Annotated in this window: 18 protein-coding genes; 8 read left to right on the top strand and 10 right to left on the bottom strand. The window is 51.0% G+C overall.

Annotation, left to right across the window (positions count from 1 at the left end; translation table 11 throughout):
- The 8 genes from ACI0FR_RS15620 to ACI0FR_RS15585 all read right to left on the bottom strand — a co-directional run.
- The coding region (locus ACI0FR_RS15620) for an ATP-binding cassette domain-containing protein (RefSeq protein WP_461667975.1) at positions 1-511 on the bottom strand (511 nt) is incomplete at its 3' end.
- Positions 508-1,518, bottom strand: a complete 1,011-nt coding sequence (locus ACI0FR_RS15615) for an ABC transporter ATP-binding protein (protein ID WP_404906938.1) — start codon at positions 1,516-1,518, stop codon at positions 508-510. The genes ACI0FR_RS15615 and ACI0FR_RS15620, both read right to left, overlap by 4 nt.
- Positions 1,515-2,381, bottom strand: a complete 867-nt coding sequence (locus ACI0FR_RS15610) for an ABC transporter permease (protein ID WP_404906940.1) — start codon at positions 2,379-2,381, stop codon at positions 1,515-1,517. Before ACI0FR_RS15610 ends, ACI0FR_RS15615 begins: the two co-directional genes overlap by 4 nt.
- Positions 2,381-3,331: an ABC transporter permease gene (locus ACI0FR_RS15605; RefSeq protein WP_404906942.1), complete on the bottom strand. Its 951-nt coding sequence runs from the start codon at positions 3,329-3,331 to the stop codon at positions 2,381-2,383. The genes ACI0FR_RS15610 and ACI0FR_RS15605 overlap by 1 nt, the downstream gene beginning before the upstream one ends.
- Before the next feature lie 136 nt (positions 3,332-3,467).
- A complete protein-coding gene (locus tag ACI0FR_RS15600) occupies positions 3,468-4,946 on the bottom strand; it encodes an ABC transporter substrate-binding protein (RefSeq protein ID WP_404906944.1) in 1,479 nt (492 codons plus the stop codon).
- Positions 4,947-4,984: 38 nt separating this feature from the next.
- Positions 4,985-5,731, bottom strand: coding sequence for a glucose 1-dehydrogenase (locus ACI0FR_RS15595; protein WP_374834221.1), 747 nt, complete (start codon positions 5,729-5,731; stop codon positions 4,985-4,987).
- A 32-nt stretch (positions 5,732-5,763) separates the two neighbouring features.
- Positions 5,764-7,221: an aldehyde dehydrogenase family protein gene (locus ACI0FR_RS15590; protein WP_404906946.1), complete on the bottom strand. Its 1,458-nt coding sequence runs from the start codon at positions 7,219-7,221 to the stop codon at positions 5,764-5,766.
- Entirely contained in the window at positions 7,214-7,891 is a 678-nt protein-coding gene (locus ACI0FR_RS15585) for a GntR family transcriptional regulator (RefSeq protein ID WP_404909746.1), read from the bottom strand. The genes ACI0FR_RS15590 and ACI0FR_RS15585 overlap by 8 nt, the downstream gene beginning before the upstream one ends.
- 332 nt (positions 7,892-8,223) lie before the next feature.
- On the opposite strand from ACI0FR_RS15585, the gene ACI0FR_RS15580 reads away from it, so the two are divergent.
- Positions 8,224-9,111 carry a DMT family transporter gene (locus tag ACI0FR_RS15580; protein ID WP_374834215.1) on the top strand — a complete coding sequence of 296 codons (888 nt, stop codon included), beginning with the start codon at positions 8,224-8,226 and terminating at the stop codon, positions 9,109-9,111.
- A gap of 15 nt (positions 9,112-9,126) precedes the next feature.
- Here the strand turns inward: ACI0FR_RS15580 and ubiG are convergent, their stop codons facing one another.
- Positions 9,127-9,876, bottom strand: a complete 750-nt coding sequence (gene ubiG / locus ACI0FR_RS15575; RefSeq protein ID WP_404906949.1) for a bifunctional 2-polyprenyl-6-hydroxyphenol methylase/3-demethylubiquinol 3-O-methyltransferase UbiG — start codon at positions 9,874-9,876, stop codon at positions 9,127-9,129.
- Between the two features lie 187 nt (positions 9,877-10,063).
- Here ubiG and ACI0FR_RS15570 point away from each other — a divergent pair, with 187 nt between their 5' ends.
- The 7 genes from ACI0FR_RS15570 (at position 10,064) to ACI0FR_RS15540 (ending at position 21,485) form a co-directional block, all read left to right on the top strand.
- A complete protein-coding gene (locus ACI0FR_RS15570) occupies positions 10,064-11,314 on the top strand; it encodes an aspartate kinase (RefSeq protein ID WP_404906951.1) in 1,251 nt (416 codons plus the stop codon).
- 189 nt (positions 11,315-11,503) lie between these two features.
- Positions 11,504-13,774 carry a phosphoenolpyruvate--protein phosphotransferase gene (gene ptsP, locus ACI0FR_RS15565; protein WP_374834209.1) on the top strand — a complete coding sequence of 757 codons (2,271 nt, stop codon included), beginning with the start codon at positions 11,504-11,506 and terminating at the stop codon, positions 13,772-13,774.
- Between the two features lie 124 nt (positions 13,775-13,898).
- Positions 13,899-14,972 carry a peptide chain release factor 1 gene (prfA, locus tag ACI0FR_RS15560; protein ID WP_404906953.1) on the top strand — a complete coding sequence of 358 codons (1,074 nt, stop codon included), beginning with the start codon at positions 13,899-13,901 and terminating at the stop codon, positions 14,970-14,972.
- Positions 14,969-15,841 (top strand): peptide chain release factor N(5)-glutamine methyltransferase, encoded by an 873-nt coding sequence (prmC, locus tag ACI0FR_RS15555; protein ID WP_374834205.1) that lies wholly within the window; start codon positions 14,969-14,971, stop codon positions 15,839-15,841. Before prfA ends, prmC begins: the two co-directional genes overlap by 4 nt.
- A 315-nt stretch (positions 15,842-16,156) precedes the next feature.
- Positions 16,157-17,104 (top strand): DUF4167 domain-containing protein, encoded by a 948-nt coding sequence (locus tag ACI0FR_RS15550; RefSeq protein WP_404906962.1) that lies wholly within the window; start codon positions 16,157-16,159, stop codon positions 17,102-17,104.
- Positions 17,105-17,299: 195 nt separating this feature from the next.
- Positions 17,300-19,900: an ATP-dependent chaperone ClpB gene (gene clpB / locus ACI0FR_RS15545; protein WP_374834201.1), complete on the top strand. Its 2,601-nt coding sequence runs from the start codon at positions 17,300-17,302 to the stop codon at positions 19,898-19,900.
- 199 nt (positions 19,901-20,099) lie between these two features.
- A complete protein-coding gene (locus ACI0FR_RS15540) occupies positions 20,100-21,485 on the top strand; it encodes a L,D-transpeptidase (protein ID WP_404906956.1) in 1,386 nt (461 codons plus the stop codon).
- A gap of 69 nt (positions 21,486-21,554) precedes the next feature.
- Here the strand turns inward: ACI0FR_RS15540 and ACI0FR_RS15535 are convergent, their stop codons facing one another.
- The gene (locus ACI0FR_RS15535; protein ID WP_404906958.1) at positions 21,555-23,510 is read right to left on the bottom strand and encodes a M23 family metallopeptidase; all 1,956 of its coding nucleotides are present in this window, start codon (positions 23,508-23,510) and stop codon (positions 21,555-21,557) included.
- Positions 23,511-24,137 lie beyond the last annotated feature (627 nt).

The raw sequence follows: 24,137 nt of genomic DNA, 5'->3' as shown, positions 1-24,137 counted from the left end.
ATGCACGCGCAATGGCAATACGCTGGCGCTGACCGCCGGAAAATTCATGCGGATATTTGTCCGCTGATGCAGGGGGCAGGCCGACTGCTTCCAAAACCTCTTGCACACGCGCTTTGCGCTTAGCCGCAGAGATATTGCCTTCCAGCGAATTGATCGGCTCGCTGATGATACGCTGTACGGTGTGGCGCGGATCAAGCGAACCATATGGGTCTTGGAAAATTGCCTGAAACTGTTTGCGGGCTTCGCGCATGGCTGCGCGATCAAGCGCATAAATATCCTGATCCTGAATGAGGACTTGGCCGGATTGCGGTGGCTCCAATCCCATCACGGCACGGGCAAGGGTGGATTTACCTGATCCGCTTTCACCGACAATCCCTAAGCTTTCACGCGGGTTCAGCTCAATGCTAACCCCATGTAAAACGCGTAAATGTTTAGGTGCAGAAAAGATCGAATGGCGCGGCATCGGATATTCGCGCACAACATCTTTAACCTGAAGTAGTGGTTTACTCATGCCACGACCTCATCTTCACGCGGGAAAAAACAAGCGACTTTATGGGCGGCTTCATTATTGTCGCCGAATGGTAGTAAAGGCGGCACAAGTTCACGGCATTTGGCTTCAACGAATGAGCAGCGGTCAGAAAATGTGCAGTTTTGTTTGCGATGTAACGGATCAGGCACCACACCAGGAATAGCGGCCAAGCGCTGACGACTGCGTGTGCCATCTGGTGCAGCCAAGGCAGCCCCGTGCGGCGAGGCTGCAAAAAGACCGCGTGCATAAGGATGCGCCATACGGCGGAATACGTCTTGTGTCGCACCTGTTTCAACAATGCGTCCGGCATACATCACGGCAAGTTTGTCGGTCATTTCCGACACAACGCCCAGATCATGGGTAATCAGCATCAAAGCGGTGCCGGTTTCATCGACGAGATCATCAAGCAGATCAAGAATTTGTGCCTGAACGGTCACATCCAACGCGGTGGTCGGCTCATCGGCAATCAGCAAATCAGGTTCACAGGCAATCGCCATTGCAATCATCACGCGCTGGCGCTGACCACCTGAAAGCTGATGCGGATAAAGATCAAGACTGAAGCGTGGGCCCGGCAGACCGACACGGTCAAGCAATTGGCGGGCTTTGGCTTCGGCGTCGGCACGGTTTTCGCCCAAATGCAGACGGCGGCCTTCGGTGATTTGCGAACCAATGGTTTTGACTGGATTAAGGGCGGTCATCGGCTCTTGGAAAATCATCGCAGCACGATGACCGCGCATAGTGCAGCGCTCACTCTCCGACATGGTGGTGAGGTCTTTACCATCAAAACGCAAAGTGCCATTGACCTGCATCCGGTCGGGCACCAAGCCCATCACCGCCAAAGCAGTAATGGATTTGCCGGAACCACTTTCGCCGACAATGCCTAAACGGTCGCCGCGATTAAGTGTCATGGTGATGTCGGTGAGAATATTGACCTGACGTGAACCGATAGGCAGGCTCACATTCATCTGGTTAATTTCGAGCAGGCTCATCTTTGCCTCCTGACGCGTGGGTCAAGCGTATCGCGCAAGCCGTCGCCAAGCATATTGAGGCCAAGAACCGCAAATGTAATGGCAAGGCCGGGGAAAATCGCAAGCCACGGCGCATCGTAAATATAAGTCTGGGCATCATTGAGCATTTTTCCCCAGCTTGGCATGGGCGGCTGGGTGCCAAGGCCGACATAAGAAAGACCGGCTTCGGCAACAATGGCGAGCGCAAACTGAATGGTTGCCTGCACAATCAACACATGGCCGATATTGGGTAAAACGTGATCAAGCGTTATGGCAATGTCGCCGCGCCCTGCACAGCGCGCCGCCATCACATATTCACGCTTCCACAAGCCCAACGAAGCACCGCGTGTAACACGGGCAAAAACCGGAATGTTGAAAATACCGATGGCGATCATCGCATTCACTGCACCGGGGCCAAAAATGGCGGTGATGATAACGGCGGTTAACAGGGATGGAAACGCAAAGGCCAGATCGGTCGAGCGCATGATGATGCCGTCGATAAAGCCGCCGCGTGCGGCTGCATAAGAGCCAAGCGGAATACCGATGCCGGCACCAACGGCAACAGCAATGATGGAAACAGCGATAGAATTGCGCGCTCCCACGATAATCATCGAAAAGACATCGCGGCCAAAGGCATCGGTGCCGAACCAATGGACACTGCTTGGCCCTTGCAATTTGTCTTTAATGTTGAGGCCGGTGGGGGAAAACGGCGTCCAGATATAAGAAATCAGTGCCATCGCAATGAGCAGGCCGGTGACGATACAGCCGATCATCAGGCTGCGGCTCAAGCCAATGCCGGAAAGCACTTTGCCGATTTTGGATTGGGTTACGGTCACGTCGCTCATCAGTGACCTCCCGTTGAAAGGCGCGGATCAAGGAAGCCGTAAGCCAGATCAACCAGAAAATTGACGGTAATCACGCTGGCCGCCAAAAGCGTGACCAAGGATTGCACGGTGATGAGATCGCGCTGCGCGATGGATTGGAAAATCAACCGGCCAACGCCCGGCAGATTGAAAACATTCTCGATAATGATGGTACCTGCCAGAAGAAATGAAAACTGCAAGCCGATGATGGTAACAACCGGGATTAGCGCATTGGGAACGGCGTGTTTCCAAAGGGCGGCACTGCGCGGTAAGCCTTTCGCGCGTGCCGTGCGGATGAAGTCTTCGCCTAAAGTTTCAATGACGGCCGAGCGGGTGACGCGTGCCAAAATGGCGGCAAGCGGCAGAGCCAGCGCAACAGCTGGCAAAATCAGCGAGCGTAACCCCTTCCACAAGCCATCTTCCCAGCCACCAAAGCCGGAAGCCGGAAACCAGCCAAGCTGCAAAGCAAAAAGCAAAATCAACAGCAGCCCGAGCCAGAAATTAGGAATAGCAACACCCACTTGAGCCACACCCATACCAGCGACATCAAAAGCCTTGCCGCGCTTGGAGGCGGCGATAACGCCGAGCGGAATGGCGATAATCACGGAAATGCCCATTGCCAGAACTGCGAGCGGCAATGTGACAAGAATACGTGGCCCCAGCAATTCGCTGATTGGCACAGAATAAGTATAGCTGACACCGAAATCACCGACGACAAAACCGGAAATCCACGACAGATAACGCGACCATAAAGGCGCATCGAGGCCGAGCTGCTTTTGCAGCGCTGCCAGTGTTTCAGGCTGCGCATTAATGCCAAGCATAACTGCTGCCGGATCGCCCGGCAAAACCTGCATCAGCAAAAAAACGATCACTGAGGCAGCAAGGGTCGTGAGTATTAATGAGACAAAACGTCCAGAAATATAACTCAGCAAATTTTGTCTCCCGTTTTTTAAACCCTCCCGCCTTTGCCATTTGCAATGACGGGAGGGATAATTTTATTATTCTATAACTTTTCGTTTTATCGCATTATCCGACGCAAAACCGTTTCACACTTTTGCTGGAAATGCTCTAATCAGCCCAGTAAGCGGCGGTCAGATCATTTGCCGGCAATGGCAGATTTTTCCAAACGCCTTGTACTTTCTTGTTCCAGACACCGATTTTTGGCAGTGCATAGAGGAAAATATTTGGCTCGTCTTCCGCGAGTTTCCGCTGCAACTGGCCTAGCAATTCCAGTTGTTTTGCTTCATCTGTGGTTTCCGTATAGGTCTTATAAAGAGCGCTATATTCCGGATTTTTATAGTTGAAGTAGTATTTATCGCGGGCGTAAATATCGAGGTCGCGTGCTTCGGTGTGACCGATAATGGTCGCTTCATAATCTGCACGTTTGAAAACCTGATCGAGCCACTGGGCAAATTCCATCGGAACCAAATTAACCTGCAGGCCGATCTCGGCAAGCATGGCTGCAATGATTTCCCCACCCCGGCGGGAATAGGCCGGAGGCGGCAGAGTGATGGTAAAGCTTGTGCCTTCCGCAACGCCTGCTTCTTTTAAGAGTTCTTTTGCCTTCGCAACATCATATGGGTAAACCCCGGTCAGATCGATGTAACCTGGTTCTGCAGGTGTGGAATGGGAACCGATGGCAGTACCATAGCCGGATGAAACAGCATCAATGAAAGCATCGCGGTCAATCGCATGTGCCAGAGCCTGACGGAATTTGACATTGTCAAATGGTGCGCGCTCATTATTGAGTGACATTACAACTTTACCAGCGGTGCTGCCCACTTCGACATGCAGATTTTCATCGCTCTTGAAGCGGTTGAGCAATTCCGGCGCCTGAAACTCTGCAAAGAGATCAATGTCGCCAGCCATGACTGCTGCGGCAGCCGCTGACGGATCACTGATGAAGCGGAAGGTGACGCCTTCAAGCTTGGCAGGTGTGCCCCAGTAATCAGCGTTCTTTTCAAACTCGACGCGGTCACCTTGTACCCAGCGCTTGAATTTGAAAGGACCGGTGCCGACCGGATTGGTTTTGTTGTTTTCAGCCGACTGCTTGCCGATCATCACAGCATCACCCCAACCCATACCGAACAAGAAGTTCGAGGCCGGACGTTTAAGTGTTACCACAGCAGTAGCAGGATCAGGGCATTCGGTTGATGCGATTGGTTCAAACAAGCCTTTTTGGGCATTGGTTGAATCGTCCGCCACCGCACGTTCATAAGAGAACTTGACGATGGAGCAGTCAAAAGCCTCGCCGTCGTGGAACTTCACGCCTTCACGCAGTTTGAACGTGTAGGTGAGGTTGTCCGGCGAAATGGTCCAGCTTTCAGCCAAGGCTGGCTGAATGGAGCCGTCTTCGGCAATACGCACCAGACCTTCATAAAGGTTGGCATAAGTCACGCGGCGGATGGCGGATGCAGCATTGGCTGTTGGATCGAGACCCGGAGGCTCAAGCACCTCACCCACCACCAGATGATCTTTGGCGAAAGCGCCGTTGATGGATGCCAGCATGGCCGCGGAGACCAGACCGGCAAATAGTTTTTTGTTCATTATGCCCTCCCTTATAATCGTTGTTTTAGGCCACAAAATTAAATCGAACGTCCACCGTCCACATCTAACGCAACACCGGTAACCATGCTAGCCTGTGGTGAGCACAGATATGCCGCAGCTTCGGCCAGATCTTCCGGCTTGAGCAGACGGCCAAGCGGAATGGATGCACGGAATTTAGCACGAATTTCTTCCGAGTCTTCACCCATAAAGGTGGTCAGAAGCGGTGTTTCGCCAGCAACCGGATTAAGCGCATTAACACGAATGTTGAATGCCGCCAGTTCAATCGCCAATGCTTTGGTAACGCTTACAACCCAGCCTTTGGTGGCATTGTACCATGCAAGATTTGGACGCGGACGGTTGGCACCTGTCGAGGCGATATTGAGAATAACGCCTTCACCATTTTCTTTGAAATGCGGGATAATGGCGCGTGCAGCCAGATAGATACCGCGAATATTCACACCGATGATACGGTCAAATTCGTCTGGTTCCACCAATTCGGCATTTTGCGGTTTATGGCCAATACCGGCATTGTTGACGAGAATATCGATACGGCCGAATTTTTCGATTGTTGCAGCAATGGCTGCGTTGACATCGGCTTCTTTGGAAATGTCGGCAGCAATTGCAATGACGTTGGAGCCGATTTCCTGGGCTACACGTTTGGCACCTGCTTCGTCACGGTCAACAACAGCAACTTGGGCACCGCCTTCAGCAAAGCGCTTGGCCATACCTTCACCAAAACCTGAGCCTGCACCGGTGATCAGGGCGATTTTACCTTTAAGAGACATAATCTCTTCTCCTCAAACTCTGTATATAATGATTAGCCGTGGTAGAGCGAAATGGTTTTCAGGCTCGCGAAACCATAAAGGGCTTCGAAACCTTTTTCGCGGCCATGACCGGAACGCTTCACGCCACCGAAAGGCAATTCCACACCGCCACCAGCGCCATAATTATTGATGAAAACCTGACCGGACTGCACAGCATGTGCCATGCGTAGTTGGCGTGCGCCGTCATTGGTCCAGATGCCGCAAACAAGGCCGAAGTCGGTACCATTGGCAAGCACGATTGCTTCTTCTTCGGTGTCAAACGGCATGATAACCTGTACGGGGCCAAAGATTTCTTGCTGTGCCAACGGATGGTCGGCAGGCACATCGCGTACCAAGGTTGGCAAAACATAGGCACCGTTTTCCGGTGTACCTGCAATCATTTCGCCTTGAGCAGCAATAGTGAGGCCGTCTTTATGTGCCAGTTCAATAAAGCCGTCGACGATTGCTTTCTGACGGTCTGAAACAACAGGGCCGACAGACGGGTCGCTGAGTGCCGCACCGACTTTAAGCGCGCGGTAGCGTTCAGCCATTTGCGCGACAACGGTTTCGTAAACGTCACGCTGTACCAGAATGCGTGAAGAGGCCGAGCAGGTCTGTCCGGCATTTTGAATGCCTGCACTGACGAGAAACGGCAATGCGCGCTCCAAATCTGCATCAGCAAACACCACCTGCGGGGATTTGCCGCCAAGTTCCAGCGTAACAGGCACGGCATGTTTGGCGGCAGCTGCCTGCACGGCTTCACCGGTGCGAAGCGAGCCGGTGAAGGAAATATGATTGATGCCAGCATGACCGGAAAGGGCGGCACCTGCTTCTACGCCAAGGCCGGTAACGACATTGAGCGCACCGGATGGTAGACCTACCTCTTGAGCAATGCGGGCAAATTCCAAAATGGTGAGGCAGGCTTCTTCAGCAGGTTTAACCACGGCGGCATTGCCCATGGCGAGTGCTGCACCCAGTGAACGGCCGATGATCTGCATCGGGTAATTCCATGGAATGATGTGACCGGTAACACCAAGCGGCTCATAAACGGAAAGCACAGTGAAACCGTTTTGATATGGCAGCGTGTCGCCATGAACTTTATCGGCAGATGCACCGTAAAATTCCAGATAACGCGCCAGAGCTACCACATCAGCGCGTGCCTGCGTGATTGGCTTGCCAACATCTTTGGCTTCGAGTTCAGCTAAAAGATCGATTTTTTTGAGTACAGCTTCCGACATGCGGTGCAGAATACGACCGCGTTCGGTTGCAGTCATCTTGCCCCATTCACCGCTTAGCGCTTTACGCGCACTTGCGACAGCCAAATCAATGTCGGTCTGTGTGCCGCGGGCGATCAGAGCCAAATCACTGCCGTCGGATGGGTTTTTCAGCGTCAGAACTTCACCGGAAACGGCATCCTGCCATTTATTATCAATGAAGTTTCCATAGCGGGGAAGACTGTTTTTGTTAGACATTCTTGAACTCCAGATCAGGCCGTTCAGCCTTTAGTCTTGCAGATGTGGCACGGATATGTGAGCGGGCGAGATTTTCGGCGGCATCACCATCGCGCGCAGCAATCGCATCGACGATCAGACGATGTTCGGAAACCGCATGCCGTGCGCGCTCAACCGATAGGGAAAAAGCTGGGGCGAAAACCTGCGAAGTTAAACGTAAAAGCGGAATGAAGGCATGGAGCGAAGAGTTGCCGCTCGCATCCATAATCGCCATGTGAAAATCGACATTAGACTGGGTATAGGCTTTAGGATCCCACGGATCGACCATAGCCGCTTGTTCTTCGATCAGCTTTTTCAACGCATCAATGGTTTTGTCGGTGGCGCGTTCGGCGGCAAAGCGGGCAGCAACGCCATCAATCACTTCCCGCAATGCATAGGCGTCAAGCAAGCGTGGCAGATCGGCACTGGCGACACGCGCACCTTTGCCTGCCTGATGCACCACAAGACCGTCACGCTCAAGTACGCGCAACGCTTCACGCAAAGGTGTGCGGCTGATGCCGAACTCTGTCACGATATGTTCTTGCCGCAAAATGGTGCCGGGGGCGTAGTCGCCCGTATAAATTCGCTCGCGCAGTGTTTCTGCGACTTCGTCGAGCAAGCGGGTTTGGCCACGCCATTCAAAAGCTGACAATAGCTCCCCCTCCTGAGATTAATGTCAAAATCTTGGTTTTTGGATACTACATCCTGGATACAAAATGCGTCAATCAGAAATATTCGTGTTTTTGAAGGTTTTTTTAAGCTGAAAAAACGCCATTGAAATGGCTTAAACGTAATTTTATTTCAAAATATAGGTTTCGTTATGTGCGGGAAAGTGAGTGACCTTGTAAGAAAATTATTCTTGGAGTTGTTTTGTCAAAATAAAGTGATCAACGGGCTTCTCAGAAGATTTTAGTGCTGTAAAGATTTCTGTTAAGGGCACGATAAAAATACATGTGCTATGAGGCCCAGATAAGGTTGATCTCAATGAATCAGTTAATGCAGTCAGCCTTGTTCTTGCTGGTCTCTACAGGTGCCATGCTGGGGTTGACTTTGCCTTTTGGTAAAATAGCAGCCTCTCTGCATATTTCACCTTTCATGTGGGCGTTTGTCATTTCGGCTGGGGCAGGGCTGATTTTGCTGGGATTCTTATTGGCGAGGGCGCGTTTTTTAAATTTTTCAACGCATCATTTGCGCTATTATTTTATTGCTGCTGCCGTTTCTTATGCTTTGCCCAATGTCATGGTCTTATCAGTGATCCCACATTTGGGCGCTGGTTTTACCGGCATCATGTATACGCTATCACCGGTCACCACATTGCTGCTTTCAGTTGTATGCGGTTTGAAGCGGCCGAATTCTTTAGGCGTTATAGGCATTGCGGTTGGTTTCTTAGGTGCACTTTTGGTGGCCATTACCCGCGGTGAAACCGGCTCGGTGGCCGAGCCTTTATGGCTTATTGTGGCGCTGCTCATTCCGGTGGTGCTGGCTGTCGGCAATGTTTACCGCACCATTGACTGGCCGAAAAATGCCGATCCAGTTGAACTGGCCTGTGGTTCGCATCTGGCCGCAGCTTTGCTGCTGATTATAAGTATGCTGTTTGTGGATGGTGATTTTCCTATCAGCCAATTAATGGCAGCCCCTTGGATGGTGTTCATTCAGGCGGTCGTCTCGGCATTGATGTTTACGCTCTATTTCCAGCTGCAAATTGTCGGCGGGCCGGTTTATTTGAGTCAGATGGGCTATGTAGCGGCTGCTATCGGGCTGATTTCAGGTACGCTCTTTATGGGCGAACATTATCAGATGCTGACATGGTTCGGTGCGCTGGTGATTGCCTTGGGGGTTTTCTTTACCACCAAGGCACAAAGTGCGAAGTAAGTCTCAAGTTTCTTTTCATGCTTCCGGGCGCTTGGCCAGAAACATATAATTGACATCCAGATCGCGGGAGCGGTTCCAGCTGTCGGTCAGCGGATTGTAAGTAACCCCGAGTTTGTCAGCCACTTGCAGACCGGCTTTATTGAGTGCCGCTTCCAGCTCGCTCGGGCGCACCAGTTTTTCATATTGGTGTGTGCCGCGTGGCAGCCAGCGCAGGATATATTCCGCGCCCCAAATGGCAAGTCCAAGCGCTTTTAAGGTGCGATTGATGGTGGCAACAAACATCAATCCACCGGGTTTGACCATTTCGCTGGTAGCAGACATGAAGAGATCAACGTCTGAAACATGCTCAACCACTTCCATATTGAGCACTATGTCGAATTTTTCACCGGCTTCCGCCAGCGCTTCGGCAGTGGTTGCGCGGTAATCCACCTCAACGCCGCTTTGTTGGGCGTGAATTTTGGCCACTTCAATATTGGTTTCTGAGGCATCGGCACCAATAATGGTGGCACCAAGTTTCGCCATCGGCTCGCAAAGCAAGCCGCCGCCGCAACCAATATCAAGAATGCGCAAACCTTCCAGCGGGCGTGCAAGCATCGGATCGCGGTTGAAATGCGCGCAGGCCATTTCTTTAATATAGGCAAGCCGTGTCGGATTGAATTTATGCAGCGGGCGGAATTTGCCCTGCGGATCCCACCATTGTGCTGCGATTCGCGAGAAGTGCTCAATTTCAGCAGCGTCAATTGTGGTGCGTGATGTTTCGCTCATAATCGTCTCCATGGCTTTCCATCATGGACTTGAACGGGAGAAAAAGAAAGTCAAGCAAGAAATCACTTGAGAACCTTGCGGATTGCTCACAATTTAGGTATGTCACCCGCGGATTGTCTGTTGAGCAACAAAATAATGTTTCAGCAGGCTCAGGTGAAATTTTCAGAATTCGGGACGTATCCATACCATGGCGCGCATCGTGATGAAATTCGGCGGCACTTCAGTAGCCGACATCGACCGCATCCGTAATGTGGCACGACATGTTAAACGTGAAGTAGACGCGGGCAACGAAGTTGCTGTTGTTGTTTCGGCTATGGCCGGCAAAACCAATGAGCTTGTCTCTTGGACGCGTGAAGCTTCCGCAATGCATGATGCCCGTGAATATGATGCGGTGGTTGCCTCCGGTGAGCAGGTAACCGCAGGTTTGCTGGCTATTTGTCTGCAAGGAATGGGTGTCCATGCCCGTTCATGGCAGGGCTGGCAGATCCCGATCCGCACCGATAATTCCCATGGTGCGGCACGTATCGTTGATATTGACGGTTCATTCCTGATCGAACGCTTCGGTGAAGGACAGGTTGCAGTGATTGCAGGCTTTCAGGGCATTGGCCCTGATAACCGCATTGCAACGCTGGGCCGCGGTGGTTCGGATACATCTGCGGTAGCGATTGCTGCCGCTGTGAAGGCAGACCGCTGCGATATTTATACCGATGTGGACGGCGTATATACGACCGATCCGCGCGTCGAGCCAAAAGCGAAGCGTCTGGCAAAGATTTCTTTTGAAGAAATGCTGGAAATGGCTTCTCTTGGTGCCAAGGTTTTGCAGGTTCGCTCAGTCGAACTGGCTATGGTACATAAGGTTCGAACCTTTGTACGTTCAAGTTTTACGGATCCTAATGCGCCGGGCATGGATGATCCTATCAACCCTCCCGGAACACTTATTTGCGACGAGGAAGAAATCGTGGAACAGCAGGTTGTGACCGGTATCGCTTTTGCCAAGGATGAAGCTCAGATTTCACTGCGCCGTGTTGCTGACCGGCCGGGTGTGTCGGCAGCTATTTTCGGTCCTCTGGCGGAAGAGCGTATCAATGTCGATATGATCGTCCAGAATGTATCTGAAGACGGCACCAAAACAGATATGACATTCACCGTTCCCTCCGGTGATCTGGAAAAAGCGGTTAAAGCGCTTGAGAAGGTCAAGGGTGAAGTGGGCTGTGATACTGTTCAGTCAGAATCAGGTCTGGCGAAAATTTCTGTCATCGGTATCGGTATGCGCAGCCATGCAGGTGTTGCAGCCACCGCATTCCGTGCATTGGCTGAAAAAGGCATCAATATCCGCGCTATCACCACATCGGAAATCAAAATTTCTATTTTGATCGACGGACCTTATGCAGAACTGGCTGTGCGCACTCTGCATGGTGTTTACGGTCTGGATAAATAAGAAAAAACGCTTTTGTTACTCCGAGCCGCGTTTTAGACTCTAGACGCGCGGCTTAAAAATGCCCAAAAGGATTGTCGACGTGTTACTTGCGATGTAATACGTCGACATTATCTTGTCTGGTTTGTGATTTGGCCGCCTTCAAAGAGGTATCTGCTTACATGAACCATTATAAGGAGCATTCGATCGCCTATGCGTGAGCTGACGACCGGTCCCCGTGTATTGCTCAAGCGACTTCGCGAATTAATGGCGGAGGCGTTGGAGCCACAGGTGCGTCTTGATCGCATTGTGAACGAAATCGCGAAAAATATGGTCGCGGAAGTTTGCTCCTTTTATGTTCTGCGCGCCGATAGTGTGCTGGAGCTTTACGCAACCGTTGGTCTTAATCCGCAAGCCGTGCATCTGGCACAATTGCGTCTTGGGCAGGGGCTGGTTGGCACCATTGCTGCCACAGCACGTGCGCTTAATTTGACCGATGCCCAGAATCATCCTGCCTTCGCCTATTTGCCGGAAACCGGGGAAGAAGCTTATAATTCATTTTTGGGTGTGCCTGTGTTGCGTGCCGGCCGCACGCTTGGCGTACTTGTCGTACAAAACCGTACCAAGCGTGCCTATCGTGAAGACGAGGTGGAAGCACTCGAAACCACGGCTATGGTGCTGGCGGAAATCATTGCTACCGGTGACGGTACGCGTTTGGCGCGTCCGGGTATCGAGCTTGATCTTGGCCGCTCCATGAGCTTTACCGCTGGCGGCTTTAATGACGGCATCGGCCTTGGCCATGTGGTTCTGCATGAGCCGCGCATTGTGGTGACCAATCTTTTCAATGAAGATACCGACGCTGAAATCAAGCGTCTGGAAAATGCAATCGGATCGCTGCGTCTTTCTATCGATGATATGTTGTCGCGCCGTGAAGTGGCAACCGAGGGCGAGCATCGTGAGGTGCTGGAAGCCTATCGGATGTTTGCCAATGATCGTGGCTGGGAGCGCCGTCTTGAAGAGGCGATCCATAATGGTCTGACTGCGGAAGCCGCCGTTGAAAAAGTGCAAAGCGATACACGCGCGCGCATGGTGCATCTGACCGATCCTTATATCCGCGAGCGTTTGTCGGATTTTGATGATCTGGCCAATCGTTTGCTGCGCCAGCTGATGGGGCATGATGCCAAGACCGTTGCCGAAAGCATGGTTAAGGATGCCATTATTGTGGCACGCTCGATGGGTGCTGCTGAACTTCTTGACTATCCGCGCGAGCGCTTACGCGGCGTGGTGCTGGAAGATGGTGCAGCCACCAGCCATGTGGTGATTGTGGCACGTGCGATGGGGATTCCGGTTGTCGGGCAAGCCAAAGGCGTTGTTTCGATGGCTGAAAACAATGATGCAATCATTGTTGATGGTGATGCCGGTATTGTACATTTGCGTCCGCAATCGGATGTCGAAGCGGCCTATGCTGAAAAAGTCAGGTTCCGCGCACGGCGCCAAAAGCTTTATCAGGAATTGCGCGACAAGCCGGCCGTCACTTTGGATGGCGAAGAAATTGCGCTTTATATGAATGGCGGCTTGCTGGTTGATCTGCCACAATTGGAAGCGTCCGGTGCTGTCGGGATCGGGCTTTTCCGCACTGAATTGCAATTCATGATTGCCTCGACTTTCCCGAAGGCCGAGCAGCAGGAAAAGCTTTATCGCTCGGTGCTGGATGCCGCTGGTGAAAAGCCGGTGACATTCCGAACGCTTGATATTGGCGGTGATAAGGTGTTGCCTTATTTCCGCTCGACCGGGCAGGAAGAAAATCCGGCGATGGGCTGGCGGGCCATTCGCCTGACGCTTGATCGACCGGGTCTTTTCCGCACCCAGTTGCGCGCTCTTTTGAAAGCTTCGGGCGGGCGCGAATTGCGCATGATGCTGCCGATGGTGACGGAAGTGGCGGAAGTGAAAGCCGCGCGCGAAATTATCGACCGCGAAGTGCGCCATCTGGCGAAGTTTGATTATCAACTGCCTGCAAAAGTGAAGCTCGGCGCGATGATCGAAGTGCCATCACTCCTTTGGCAAATGGGCGAATTGATGGATGCGGTTGATTTCGTCTCTGTCGGTTCCAATGATTTGTTCCAGTTTTTAATGGCGGTTGATCGTGGTAATTCGCTGATTGCAGACCGCTTTGACCAGTTGTCACCAGCATTTTTGCGGGTGTTGCGCCATATTGTGGAATCGAGCCTGCGCCATAACACCCCGGTGACTTTATGCGGTGAAATGGCCGGACGTCCGTTGATGGCGATGACATTGATCGGGCTAGGTTTCCGCTCGATTTCCATGTCGGCTGCAACCATCGGGCCGGTGAAAGCCATGTTAGGTGCCTTGGATGCAAGCAAGCTCAACAAGCTGTTGCAGGGCGAGTTGGACAAGCATAATGACGCGCATTCTTTACGTGAACTTTTGCTGGATTTTGCGCGCGATAACGATATTCCGTTGTAGCTAGACTTCAGATTATTGACGCGAAGCCTCACGCTTTGCGCTCGTTTTCGTTTATTTTGCCGGAAGGCTAAATGGGTGGTTTTTAAACCGCTAATTTTCAATATCTTTGTATCGGACTTACCTTATGATCGCATTGCCGCAGGACCGTATGGACCAGCTTCTGAAACGCTTTTCGTTGATTGAAAGCCAGATGGCTTCCAATCCGGATTCGGAAACCTATGTGAAGCTGGCATCCGAATATTCGGAACTGGAAGAGGTGGTCGGTAAAATCCGTGAATTGTCATCAGCGCGTGAAGAAGCGCAAGAGCTGAGCCTGATGAAGGATGATGCTGGTACCGACGCAGATATGCGTGCGCTGGCGGCAGAAGAATTGCCGGCTCTTCAGGAGCGCGTCGAGGTTTTGGAGCAGGAAGTGCAGATCCTGCTTTTGCCCAAAGATGCAGCCGATGAGAAAAACGCGATTTTGGAAATTCGTGCTGGTACCGGCGGTTTGGAAGCAGCGCTTTTCGCCGGTGATTTGTTTCGTATGTATGAGCGCTATGCTTCGGAAAAAGGCTGGCGTGTGGAGCTTGTTAGTTCCAGCGAAGGCGATGCTGGTGGTTATAAAGAAATTATCGCGACCGTTTCCGGTAAGGGCGTGTTCTCGAAACTGAAATTTGAATCGGGTGCCCATCGCGTACAGCGCGTGCCGGAAACCGAGGCAGGCGGACGTATTCATACTTCTGCTGCAACAGTTGCTGTGCTGCCGGAAGCTGCCGATATTGATATTGAAATCCGCAATGAAGATATTCGTATTGATACAATGCGCGCCTCTGGCGCGGGGGGACAGCACGTTAACACGACTGATTCGGCTGTTCGTATCACCCATATTCCAACCGGTTTGATGGTGGTGCAGGCGGAAAAATCGCAACACCAAAACCGCGCCCGTGCGATGCAGATTTTGCGCGCCCGCCTTTATGATATGGAACGCCAGAAGGCAGAGAGTGAGCGCTCCGAAGCACGACGCAGTCAGGTGGGGTCGGGGGATCGTTCAGAGCGCATCCGTACGTATAATTTCCCGCAGGGACGTGTAACAGATCACCGCATCAATCTTACACTTTATAAGCTTGACCGTGTGATGGAGGGCGAGCTGGACGAATTGGTGGATGCACTGATTTCTGATCATCAGACCGCATTGCTGACCGAGCTTGGTGAATGAGCAAGGCCGACGTGATGCAATTGGGGCAAATGTTTGCGCAGATGCGTGATACCTTTCAAGCGGCAGGGCTTGAAAATCCGGCCTTCGATGCCCGTCTTTTAACGGAATGGGCGACAGTGACCTCACGTATGGATATGATCAGCCGTCCGGAGCAGGTGATTGATGAGGAAAAAATTGCACTTTGGCAGTCTGCTTTGGAGCGACGTTTGAACGGTGAGCCAGTGTATCGTATCATCGGAAGTCGCGCATTTTGGGGGCTTGAGTTTCAGCTTTCCAAAGAAACGTTGGAGCCGCGCCCTGATACCGAAGCTTTGATCGAACTGGTCTTGCCGGTTTTGCAGAAGAAAGCGGACGATAAACAAGTGGTGGATGTGCTGGATATGGGCACCGGAACCGGCATCATCGCTATTACGTTGTTGCATCAATGCGCAAAGGCGCGTTGTGTGGCGGTGGATATTGCGCACGATGCTTTGAGCACGGCGCGTATCAATGCTGAAAATGCCGGTGTTTCTTCACGTTTTGCAGCAATTCATAGTGATTGGTTTGCCAATGTGAGCGGGCGCTATGATATGATTACCTCCAATCCGCCTTATATTCCGCATCATGAAATTGCCGCACTTTCACGCGAAGTTAAAGAATATGATCCGGTAGCGGCGCTGGATGGCGGTGCAGACGGACTTGATTTTTATCGCGCTCTTGCACAACATGGTGCAAATCACTTATATGAAGATGGAGTGATCGCCATTGAAATTGGTGCAGGTCAGCTATCTGACGTGGAATTGATTTTTAATCATTATGATTTTAAGCTTGCGTGCTCAAACAAAGATCTCGGCGGACATGAGAGAGCGCTGCTTTTTGAAAAAGCATAAAAATTGCAAAATAATGCAGATAATCGAGAGGCAATCAATAAAAACGCTTGGAATTTCCGGCAAATCTGTTTAGGTTCCGATCACCGTCCGAAATTTTGGTTTTTGACTGCACCACAAAGTGCAAGGCCGCCTAAGGTCTGAAAAACGGGGTCTGAAAATCAGGCCGGTTAAGTTTTAACGGTAAGTACCACATTCAGAGCATTATACAGATGGGATATTAGGGTGCATTCCCTTCTGTAGCTCAAAATACGAGACCCGTTGATCTTTATGATCGCGCAGGTCTTATGTACCCTTAATCTGAAAAGAGATATGAGTATGAGGCCAGCACAGCAGAACAGGCGCATGCGTGGACGGGGGAATAACAATAACCGCAAGGGTCCCAATCCTCTGACGCGTAACTATGAAAGCAACGGCCCGGATGTGAAAATCCGCGGCAATGCACAGCATATAGCAGAGAAATATGCGACTCTGGCAAGAGATGCACAAGTTTCCGGTGATCGCGTGATGGCTGAAAACTACCTGCAGCATGCGGAACATTATAATCGCATTATTTTGCAAGCGCAGGCACAGAACCCGCAACATTTCCAGCGGGATGAAAGTTTTGATGACGAAGGTGCCGATGATGAAGAGCAGGGCTTTGCCGCTGCATCATCTCATAACGGCCACAACAATGCTCCGTCGCAGGATGTAAGCGGCAGCGGTCCTCAGCCTTTCATCGAAGGCACTCCAGCTGAAGTCGTTTATGACGAAGACAATAGTGCCCCTACGCCTTCTCATGAACAACGGGCCCAGAGCCGTGATCACAACCGAGATAATCAGAGCCGCGATCATCAAAATCGTGACAATAATAATGGCAGAGATCGTGATCAGCGCCGCATTCAGCGTCCGCGCCGTCCGTCTCGTTTTGAACAGCATGGTGCACCTGTTGCCCCTGATGCACCTCAGCCGATCACGCATTTTACTGAAAATTCCGGGCAGCCGGAAGTAAATGAACAGCCGGTTGTGAAGGTCGTCGAGATTGCACAGGAACAGCCGGTTGCTGTGAAAGCAGAACCTGTTGTGGCATCGGTTGCAGCTGTTGTTGAAGCAGAAGAAAAGCCGGTTAAAAAGGCTGCTCCTGCCAAGCCACGTACGCCACGTGCCAAACCTGCTGAAGCTGCCGCCGAGGTTGATGGTGAACAACCGGTTCGTCGTCGTCCCGGTCGCCCGCGCCGTGTCAAAGAAGATGATGCAGAACCGGTAAAAGAAGCTTCAGAAGCTTAAATTTAGCTTTATAATCAATGAAAGGCGCGAGAGTTCAACTTTCGCGTCTTTTTTATTACAGAATATTTGCAGTCTTCTTGCCGAACGCATAAACTCATCCCATATCATAACCAGATGGAGCCCGCCTCATCTGGGGGCTCGTCACCAAAGACCGCTCGGCGCTGTTACAGGCCGGGATGGATGAAGGAGACAATTATGAATATAGAAAAATACACTGAACGCGTTCGCGGTTTTATTCAGTCTGCACAAACCTATGCTTTAAACGCCAATAATCAGCAATTTATGCCCGAGCATATGCTGAAGGTTCTGGTGGATGATAATGAAGGCTTGGCAGCATCACTGATTGAACGTGCAGGTGGTAATCTTGCGCAATTGCGTATCGGTCTGGATGCAGCATTGAATGCTGTTCCCAAAGTAACCGGCGGCAACGATCAGCTTTATCTGTCACAGCCACTCGCAAAGGTTTTCTCAACAGCTGAAGAACTGGCCACTAAAGCCGGTGATAGTTTCGTCACTGTTGAGCGTCTTCTAACGGCACTTGCGATTGAAAAATCTGCCAAAAGTTCTGAAATTTTAAGCAAAGCCGGTGTGACGGCCAATGCACTGAATAAGGTGATCAACGATATGCGTAAAGGTCGTACGGCTGATTCTGCTTCTGCCGAAGGCAATTATGATGCTTTGAAAAAATATGCGCGTGATTTGACGGAAGACGCACGTGACGGCAAGCTTGATCCGGTTATCGGTCGTGATGAAGAAATCCGCCGTGCCATTCAGGTTTTGTCACGCCGTACCAAAAACAATCCGGTACTGATTGGTGAGCCGGGCGTGGGTAAAACCGCGATTGCTGAGGGTTTGGCTCTGCGTATCGTCGATGGTGATGTGCCGGAATCCCTTAAAGACAAGCAATTGATGGCGCTGGATATGGGCGCATTGATTGCGGGTGCTAAATATCGCGGTGAATTTGAAGAACGCCTCAAAGCGGTTCTGTCGGAAGTGCAGAGCGCGGACGGTCAGATCATCTTGTTCATCGATGAAATGCACACACTTGTGGGTGCCGGTAAAAGCGATGGTGCGATGGATGCATCGAACTTGCTCAAACCCGCACTTGCGCGTGGTGAATTGCGCTGCGTTGGTGCAACAACTTTGGATGAATATCGCAAATATGTGGAAAAGGATGCAGCCCTTGCCCGTCGTTTCCAGCCGGTATTCATCAATGAACCAACGGTTGAAGATACGATTTCAATTCTGCGCGGTTTGAAGGAAAAATATGAGCAGCATCATAAAGTGCGGGTCTCTGACTCGGCTCTTGTTGCCGCTGCCACATTGTCGAACCGTTACATCACCGACCGCTTCCTGCCGGATAAGGCAATTGACCTTGTGGATGAAGCTGCATCACGCCTGAGAATGCAGGTGGATTCGAAACCGGAAGAGCTCGACGAGATTGACCGCCGCGCCATGCAGCTGAAAATTGAACGCGAAGCTTTGAAGAAGGAAACCGACGCAGCTTCAAAAGACCGTCTCGTACGTCTTGAAAAAGAACTGAGCGATCTGGAAGAGGAATCTGCTGAACTGACGGCCAAATGGCAGGCGGAAAAGCAGAAGCTTGGCCATGCGGCAGACCTGAAAAAGAAACTGGAAGATGCGCGTAACGCTTTGGCAATCGCCCAGCGTAACGGTGAATTCCAGAAAGCCGGTGAATTGGCTTACGGCAAAATTCCGCAGCTTGAAAAAGAACTGGTGGATGCCGAAAGTCAGGAAAATCGCGGTTCCCTGGTAGAAGAAACCGTAACGCCTGATCATGTGGCACAGATTATTTCCCGCTGGACGGGTATACCTGTCGACCGTATGCTGGAGGGCGAGCGCGAAAAACTTCTGCGTATGGAAGACGAAATCGGCAAACGGGTTGTTGGTCAGGCTGAAGCCGTGCAAGCTGTTTCCAAGGCGGTGCGCCGTGCGCGTGCCGGATTGCAGGATCCTAACCGTCCGATTGGTTCGTTCATTTTCTTAGGCCCGACCGGTGTTGGTAAAACCGAGCTGACAAAGGCATTGGCTTCGTTCCTCTTTGCCGATGACAGTGCGATGGTGCGTATCGATATGTCGGAATTCATGGAGAAACATTCCGTTGCCCGTCTGATTGGTGCCCCTCCGGGCTATGTAGGCTATGAGGAAGGTGGCGTATTGACCGAAACAGTCCGTCGTCGCCCTTATCAGGTCATTTTGTTTGACGAGATTGAAAAGGCGCATCCGGATGTTTTCAACGTGCTGTTGCAGGTGCTTGATGACGGCCGCCTGACCGATGGTCAGGGACGCACTGTTGATTTCAGTAATACGCTGATCATCATGACGTCCAATCTTGGTGCGGAATATCTGGTGAACTTAGGCGAAGATGATTCTGTCGACAGCGCCCGTGAGGATGTCATGGCGGTGGTACGTGCTTCGTTCCGTCCAGAGTTCCTCAACCGTGTGGACGAGATCATTCTGTTCCATCGTCTGCGCCGTTCCGATATGGGGGCGATTGTCGATATTCAGTTTGAACGTCTGCAAAAATTGCTGGCTGACCGTAAAGTTCATTTGGAACTGGACGATGATGCCCGCGATTGGTTGTCCAACAAGGGCTATGATCCGGCTTATGGTGCACGTCCGTTGAAACGTGTGATCCAGAAAGAAGTGCAGGATCCGCTGGCAGAGAAAATCCTGCTCGGTGATGTCCTTGACGGTTCGATTGTGGAAATTTCTGCCGGTTCCGACAGGCTGAATTTCAAATCGAAAGCCGGAATGATCACTGAAGAAAGCTGATTTTCTTTGGTCTGCCTTCAAAGGTAAAATGAAACAATTGAAGCCGGTCAAAAGTTTTGGCCGGCTTTATTTATTCTATCCCTCTTCAATTTGGCCACTTTGGCGTCACCTTCCTTTTGTAAGAACTCCAAAAGTTAGATGTTTGTTAACTATAAATGCGGCATCTGGGGTGAAGACATTTTCTCTGCAGGGTTTTTCCATGGCATATTACCGGTCATTGTCTCGTTTGGCATTGTTGGCAACACTCACATCACCGGTGTGGTGGAGTGCACCTGCTTCGGCACAGCTTTATGATCCGGGTGAGCAGGTTTTCAGTGATGGCCAGATCAGAGTTTATATCGACCCGAAGGGGCAACGTGTCACCATGGATCGGCGTGGACGCATCATTTCGGTTGAGCCGGCTTATGAACAGGAACAAACAAGAGGGCGCCGCGGTTATCGCGGTGGTGGAAACTGGACATTGAATGGTCCGGTGGATGGCGGTGCACCTTATGATGGTTTCGGTAATGTGCCGGAAGATCCCAATTATTATCCGGCTGCCCCTTCCGCACCCGATTATGATTATAATCGTGACGGACAGATCGAGCGCAATGAATTGCCGCCGATTGGCAGTGATGAATATGATCAGGCCAGTATTCCTGATTACGAACAGGAAAACCGTCAGAGAGAACTGGGACAATCACGTAATTATCCTGACATCAATGATATGACGCCTGCGGTTGAAATGCCGAAAGGGCAGGGCGCGAAAGCAAAAATTGCTGCTTATCAAGTATTGCTTGATCGTGCGGGTGCATCACCGGGGGTGATTGATGGCCGCGCCGGCAGCAATGTCGATAAGGCTGCCGCGGCTTATAGCGAATTGACGGGTCGTTTTATCAATCCGCAGGATGAAGCGGCAATTAATTCCGAATTGGAAGCAACGGGCGGCGCTGCATTCAAAGAATATATGATTACCGATCAGGATGCCGCACAAAATCTGGTCGCATCGATTCCGTCCGATTATGCGGAAAAAGCCAAACTTTCGAGCATGGCCTATACGTCGCATGCTGAAATGTTGGGGGAACGTTTCCATATTGATGAGGCCTATTTGAAAGAACTCAATCCGGGTGTGAATTTTGGCCAACCGGGAACAATCATCAAAGTACCGAATATCAAGCGGGTAAAAAAACCGAAAGTGGCGCGCATCATTGCAGATAAAGCGCGCAAACAAGTGCGCGGTTATGATGAAAACGGCAAGCTGATTGTGGCTTATCCTTCAACAATTGGCTCATCGGATAATCCGTCACCTTCAGGTATCGTGCAGGTTGAGCGTATCGCTATTAATCCCAATTATACCTACAATCCGAAAATCAATTTCAAACAGGGCAACAATGATAGAGTACTGACAATTCCGCCTGGGCCGAACGGGCCGGTTGGAACTGTCTGGATTGCATTGTCAAAACCGACCTATGGTATTCATGGCACGCCCGAACCGTCGAAAATCGGCAAGACATCCAGTCATGGTTGTGTGCGTTTGACCAATTGGGATGCGCAAGAGCTGGCCAAACTGGTCGGGCCGGGTGTGACGGTCGAATTTACCGAGTAAAACAACAAAACCGCAGAAAGTGATTTCAGCGGTTTTATGGTTTATTGCTCCGTAAGAGAACATAAAAGCTTAGCCATTGGTTGAGCTGTTCGCGGCAAGCTTGGTGCCGTCTCCCTGATCATTGAGCAATTTATCAATGCGGTCACGCTCACGTGTAAAGGCTTCCAATTCTTTGCCGCTCAAAGCTTTATTATCGGGCAGGCGGATACGCAGTGGATCAACTTTCGTGCCGTTGACGATCAGCTCATAGTGCAGATGCGGGCCGGTCGAAAGACCGGTGGAGCCGACATAGCCGATTACTTGTCCCTGACGCACTTTTGCACCCGGCGTTACCCCATTGGCAATTGCATTTTGGTGCGAATAACTACTGACATAGCCGTTGGCATGGCGGATAAGCGTCTGGTTTCCATAGCCGTTGGACCAACCGGCTTTTTCGACAACACCATTACCGGAAGCAATGATCGGTGTTCCGCGTGGCGCTGCCCAGTCGACACCGGTATGCATACGGCTATAGCCGAGGATCGGATGGCGGCGCATGCCGAATGGCGAGCGGAAGACACCATTAGGCACTGGATTACGCAGTAAAAATTGTTTTGCGCTTTTGCCGTTTTCGTTAAAGTAATCGACCGCGCCGTTAGGAGCCTGATAGCGATAAAATTTGCGGGTTGTACCACCAAAATTGGCTGACACATAAAGAAGCTGCGAATCGTCATCGGCACTGTCAGAATCATCCGGCAGCGAGAAAAACGCTTCCAATTGATCCGACGGATTGAGTTTTCCCTGCAAGTCGACATCGGATGCCAGCATTTTAATTAGTTGTGTCCGCATCGTATCGGTCATGCCATAGGCGAGAGCGGCACGGCTGATGCCGTCATAAACACTTGGCAAATCACCACGCAAACGTGGCGCCATCACTTCACCATCAAAAGCGGATGCCAATAATGGTGTAGATTCGGGTTCATCGGACGGCACATATTGTGCTTTGTCATTGAGCGTTACGGTCACAAGATGTGTGGTGTTGCTATAGATACTGGCGCGGACGATCCGGTCCTCACCATTACGGCTTTCAACCCCGACACGCAAAACGCTGCCTTCTTTCAGGCGCGGCGAATTCATCAATTTAGCCAATGCTTCCGCCATTTGCAGCGCACTGTCATCGCTATAACCTGCACTTGATAATGCATCGCTGATATTGGCAGCATTTCTGAACGGAATGAGCTCTTCCGAAAAACCGTCACCGGCAAATTCCGAACCTTCATTGCGTGCGGCAACGCTTACATTTTCTTGCGTAATGCGTACGCCGATAGAAGGTGCTAAGGAAAACAGCGATTCACTGGCACCAAAACGCAATGGGTCGACGTAATGGAGTGAGGCAACCTGAACATCGCCGTCAGTCAGCAAAATGCCGGTATCACGGACAATATTTTCAACGTCTTCCACACTCAAATCAGCGCTTGTATCAAAGCTAGTGGCCGCCATTGGAAAATCAACAACGCGAAGACTGATTTCGCTTTCTACTTTAGCGCCATAAATCTGGCCGGTATTGGCAGGTTGTGGCGCCGAAGGGCCTTCCGAGAAAACCTCCAATGCGTTGAAAGCCGGATATTTACGATTTGTCGGGTGATCAACCGCTAAAGCCATTTTGACATATTCAAACGGGCGGGTTCGTATCACTTCACGCTCGCCGACCTTCAGCATGGTGGAAATTTCCATCCGGCGGCGGTCTTGCGGTTTTTGTTTGGCAATAGCACTGACGATGCGGCTGCCTTTACTGACATCTTGTTGAACGATTGGCTGGATGTCTTCACGCGCCAATAATTCAGCAGGCGTTGCCAATTGCTCGCGACCATCAAGCGCTGCAAATAATGCAACGCCAATGAGAGTACAGGAAGTGACACCGGTTAAGAATGTTCCGACAAGCCAACGCGCAGAGACATCGCGACGATCAGGCGGACGCCGTTTTCCACCCACTGTAAGCGGGGGCTCGTCGCCGGTGTAGTGTTGATCGCGTTGAGATAGCGTCATATTAATACAGGGTATCCCATAGTTGGCTATATGATACACGTGTTCACAGTATCAAAACCGCTTCACGATAGAATCGAAATGCGGTGCGAGTTCCACAACAGTTTTCAGGTAGCGCTGAAGAAAGTAAGCAAAGCCTACCATTGTCGTCATTCAAGTTTTGCCAATCCCTGTGTGTGAAGTCAATAATAAGAGCTTGTGAACAATCATATAAATGATGGCTTGCTGTCTAATAATTTAATGAGGCTGCTTTATGACCTCATATATAAGGAAGTCCCTACCTTTTATGGGAAGGCCAATTGAGCGTTTCGTCAGCCATTAGGGGTTTATGCACAGGACGAAATAAGAAAATTCAATAAAAGTCATAAAACATTCAAAATAACTTAAAAACACCGTTGACAGTTTTAGATTGGTTGCCCTATAAGGCGAACAACGAGGGCGGCGGCGCTGCTAGCGGCAGACAGCTTCGTCCTTGAGAGTGATTGATTGGTTGAAAGATTGATTGGTTATTCGGCGGTGAGATTGGAGAAATCCGGTTTTATTGTTTTGAGAAAATTATTTGCTAAGTAAATGATTTTCTTGCAAGTTTTCGCTTGACAGTGATGACTTGAGGGGTTAGAAGCCCCAGAC

Origin of the sequence: Paenochrobactrum sp. BZR 201-1, from assembly GCF_044987585.2 — a bacterium.
Classification (GTDB): Bacteria; Pseudomonadota; Alphaproteobacteria; order Rhizobiales; family Rhizobiaceae; genus Paenochrobactrum; species Paenochrobactrum pullorum.
Note: the sequence above shows the minus strand (reverse complement) of the source record. Positions and strands in the feature narration are given on the sequence as shown.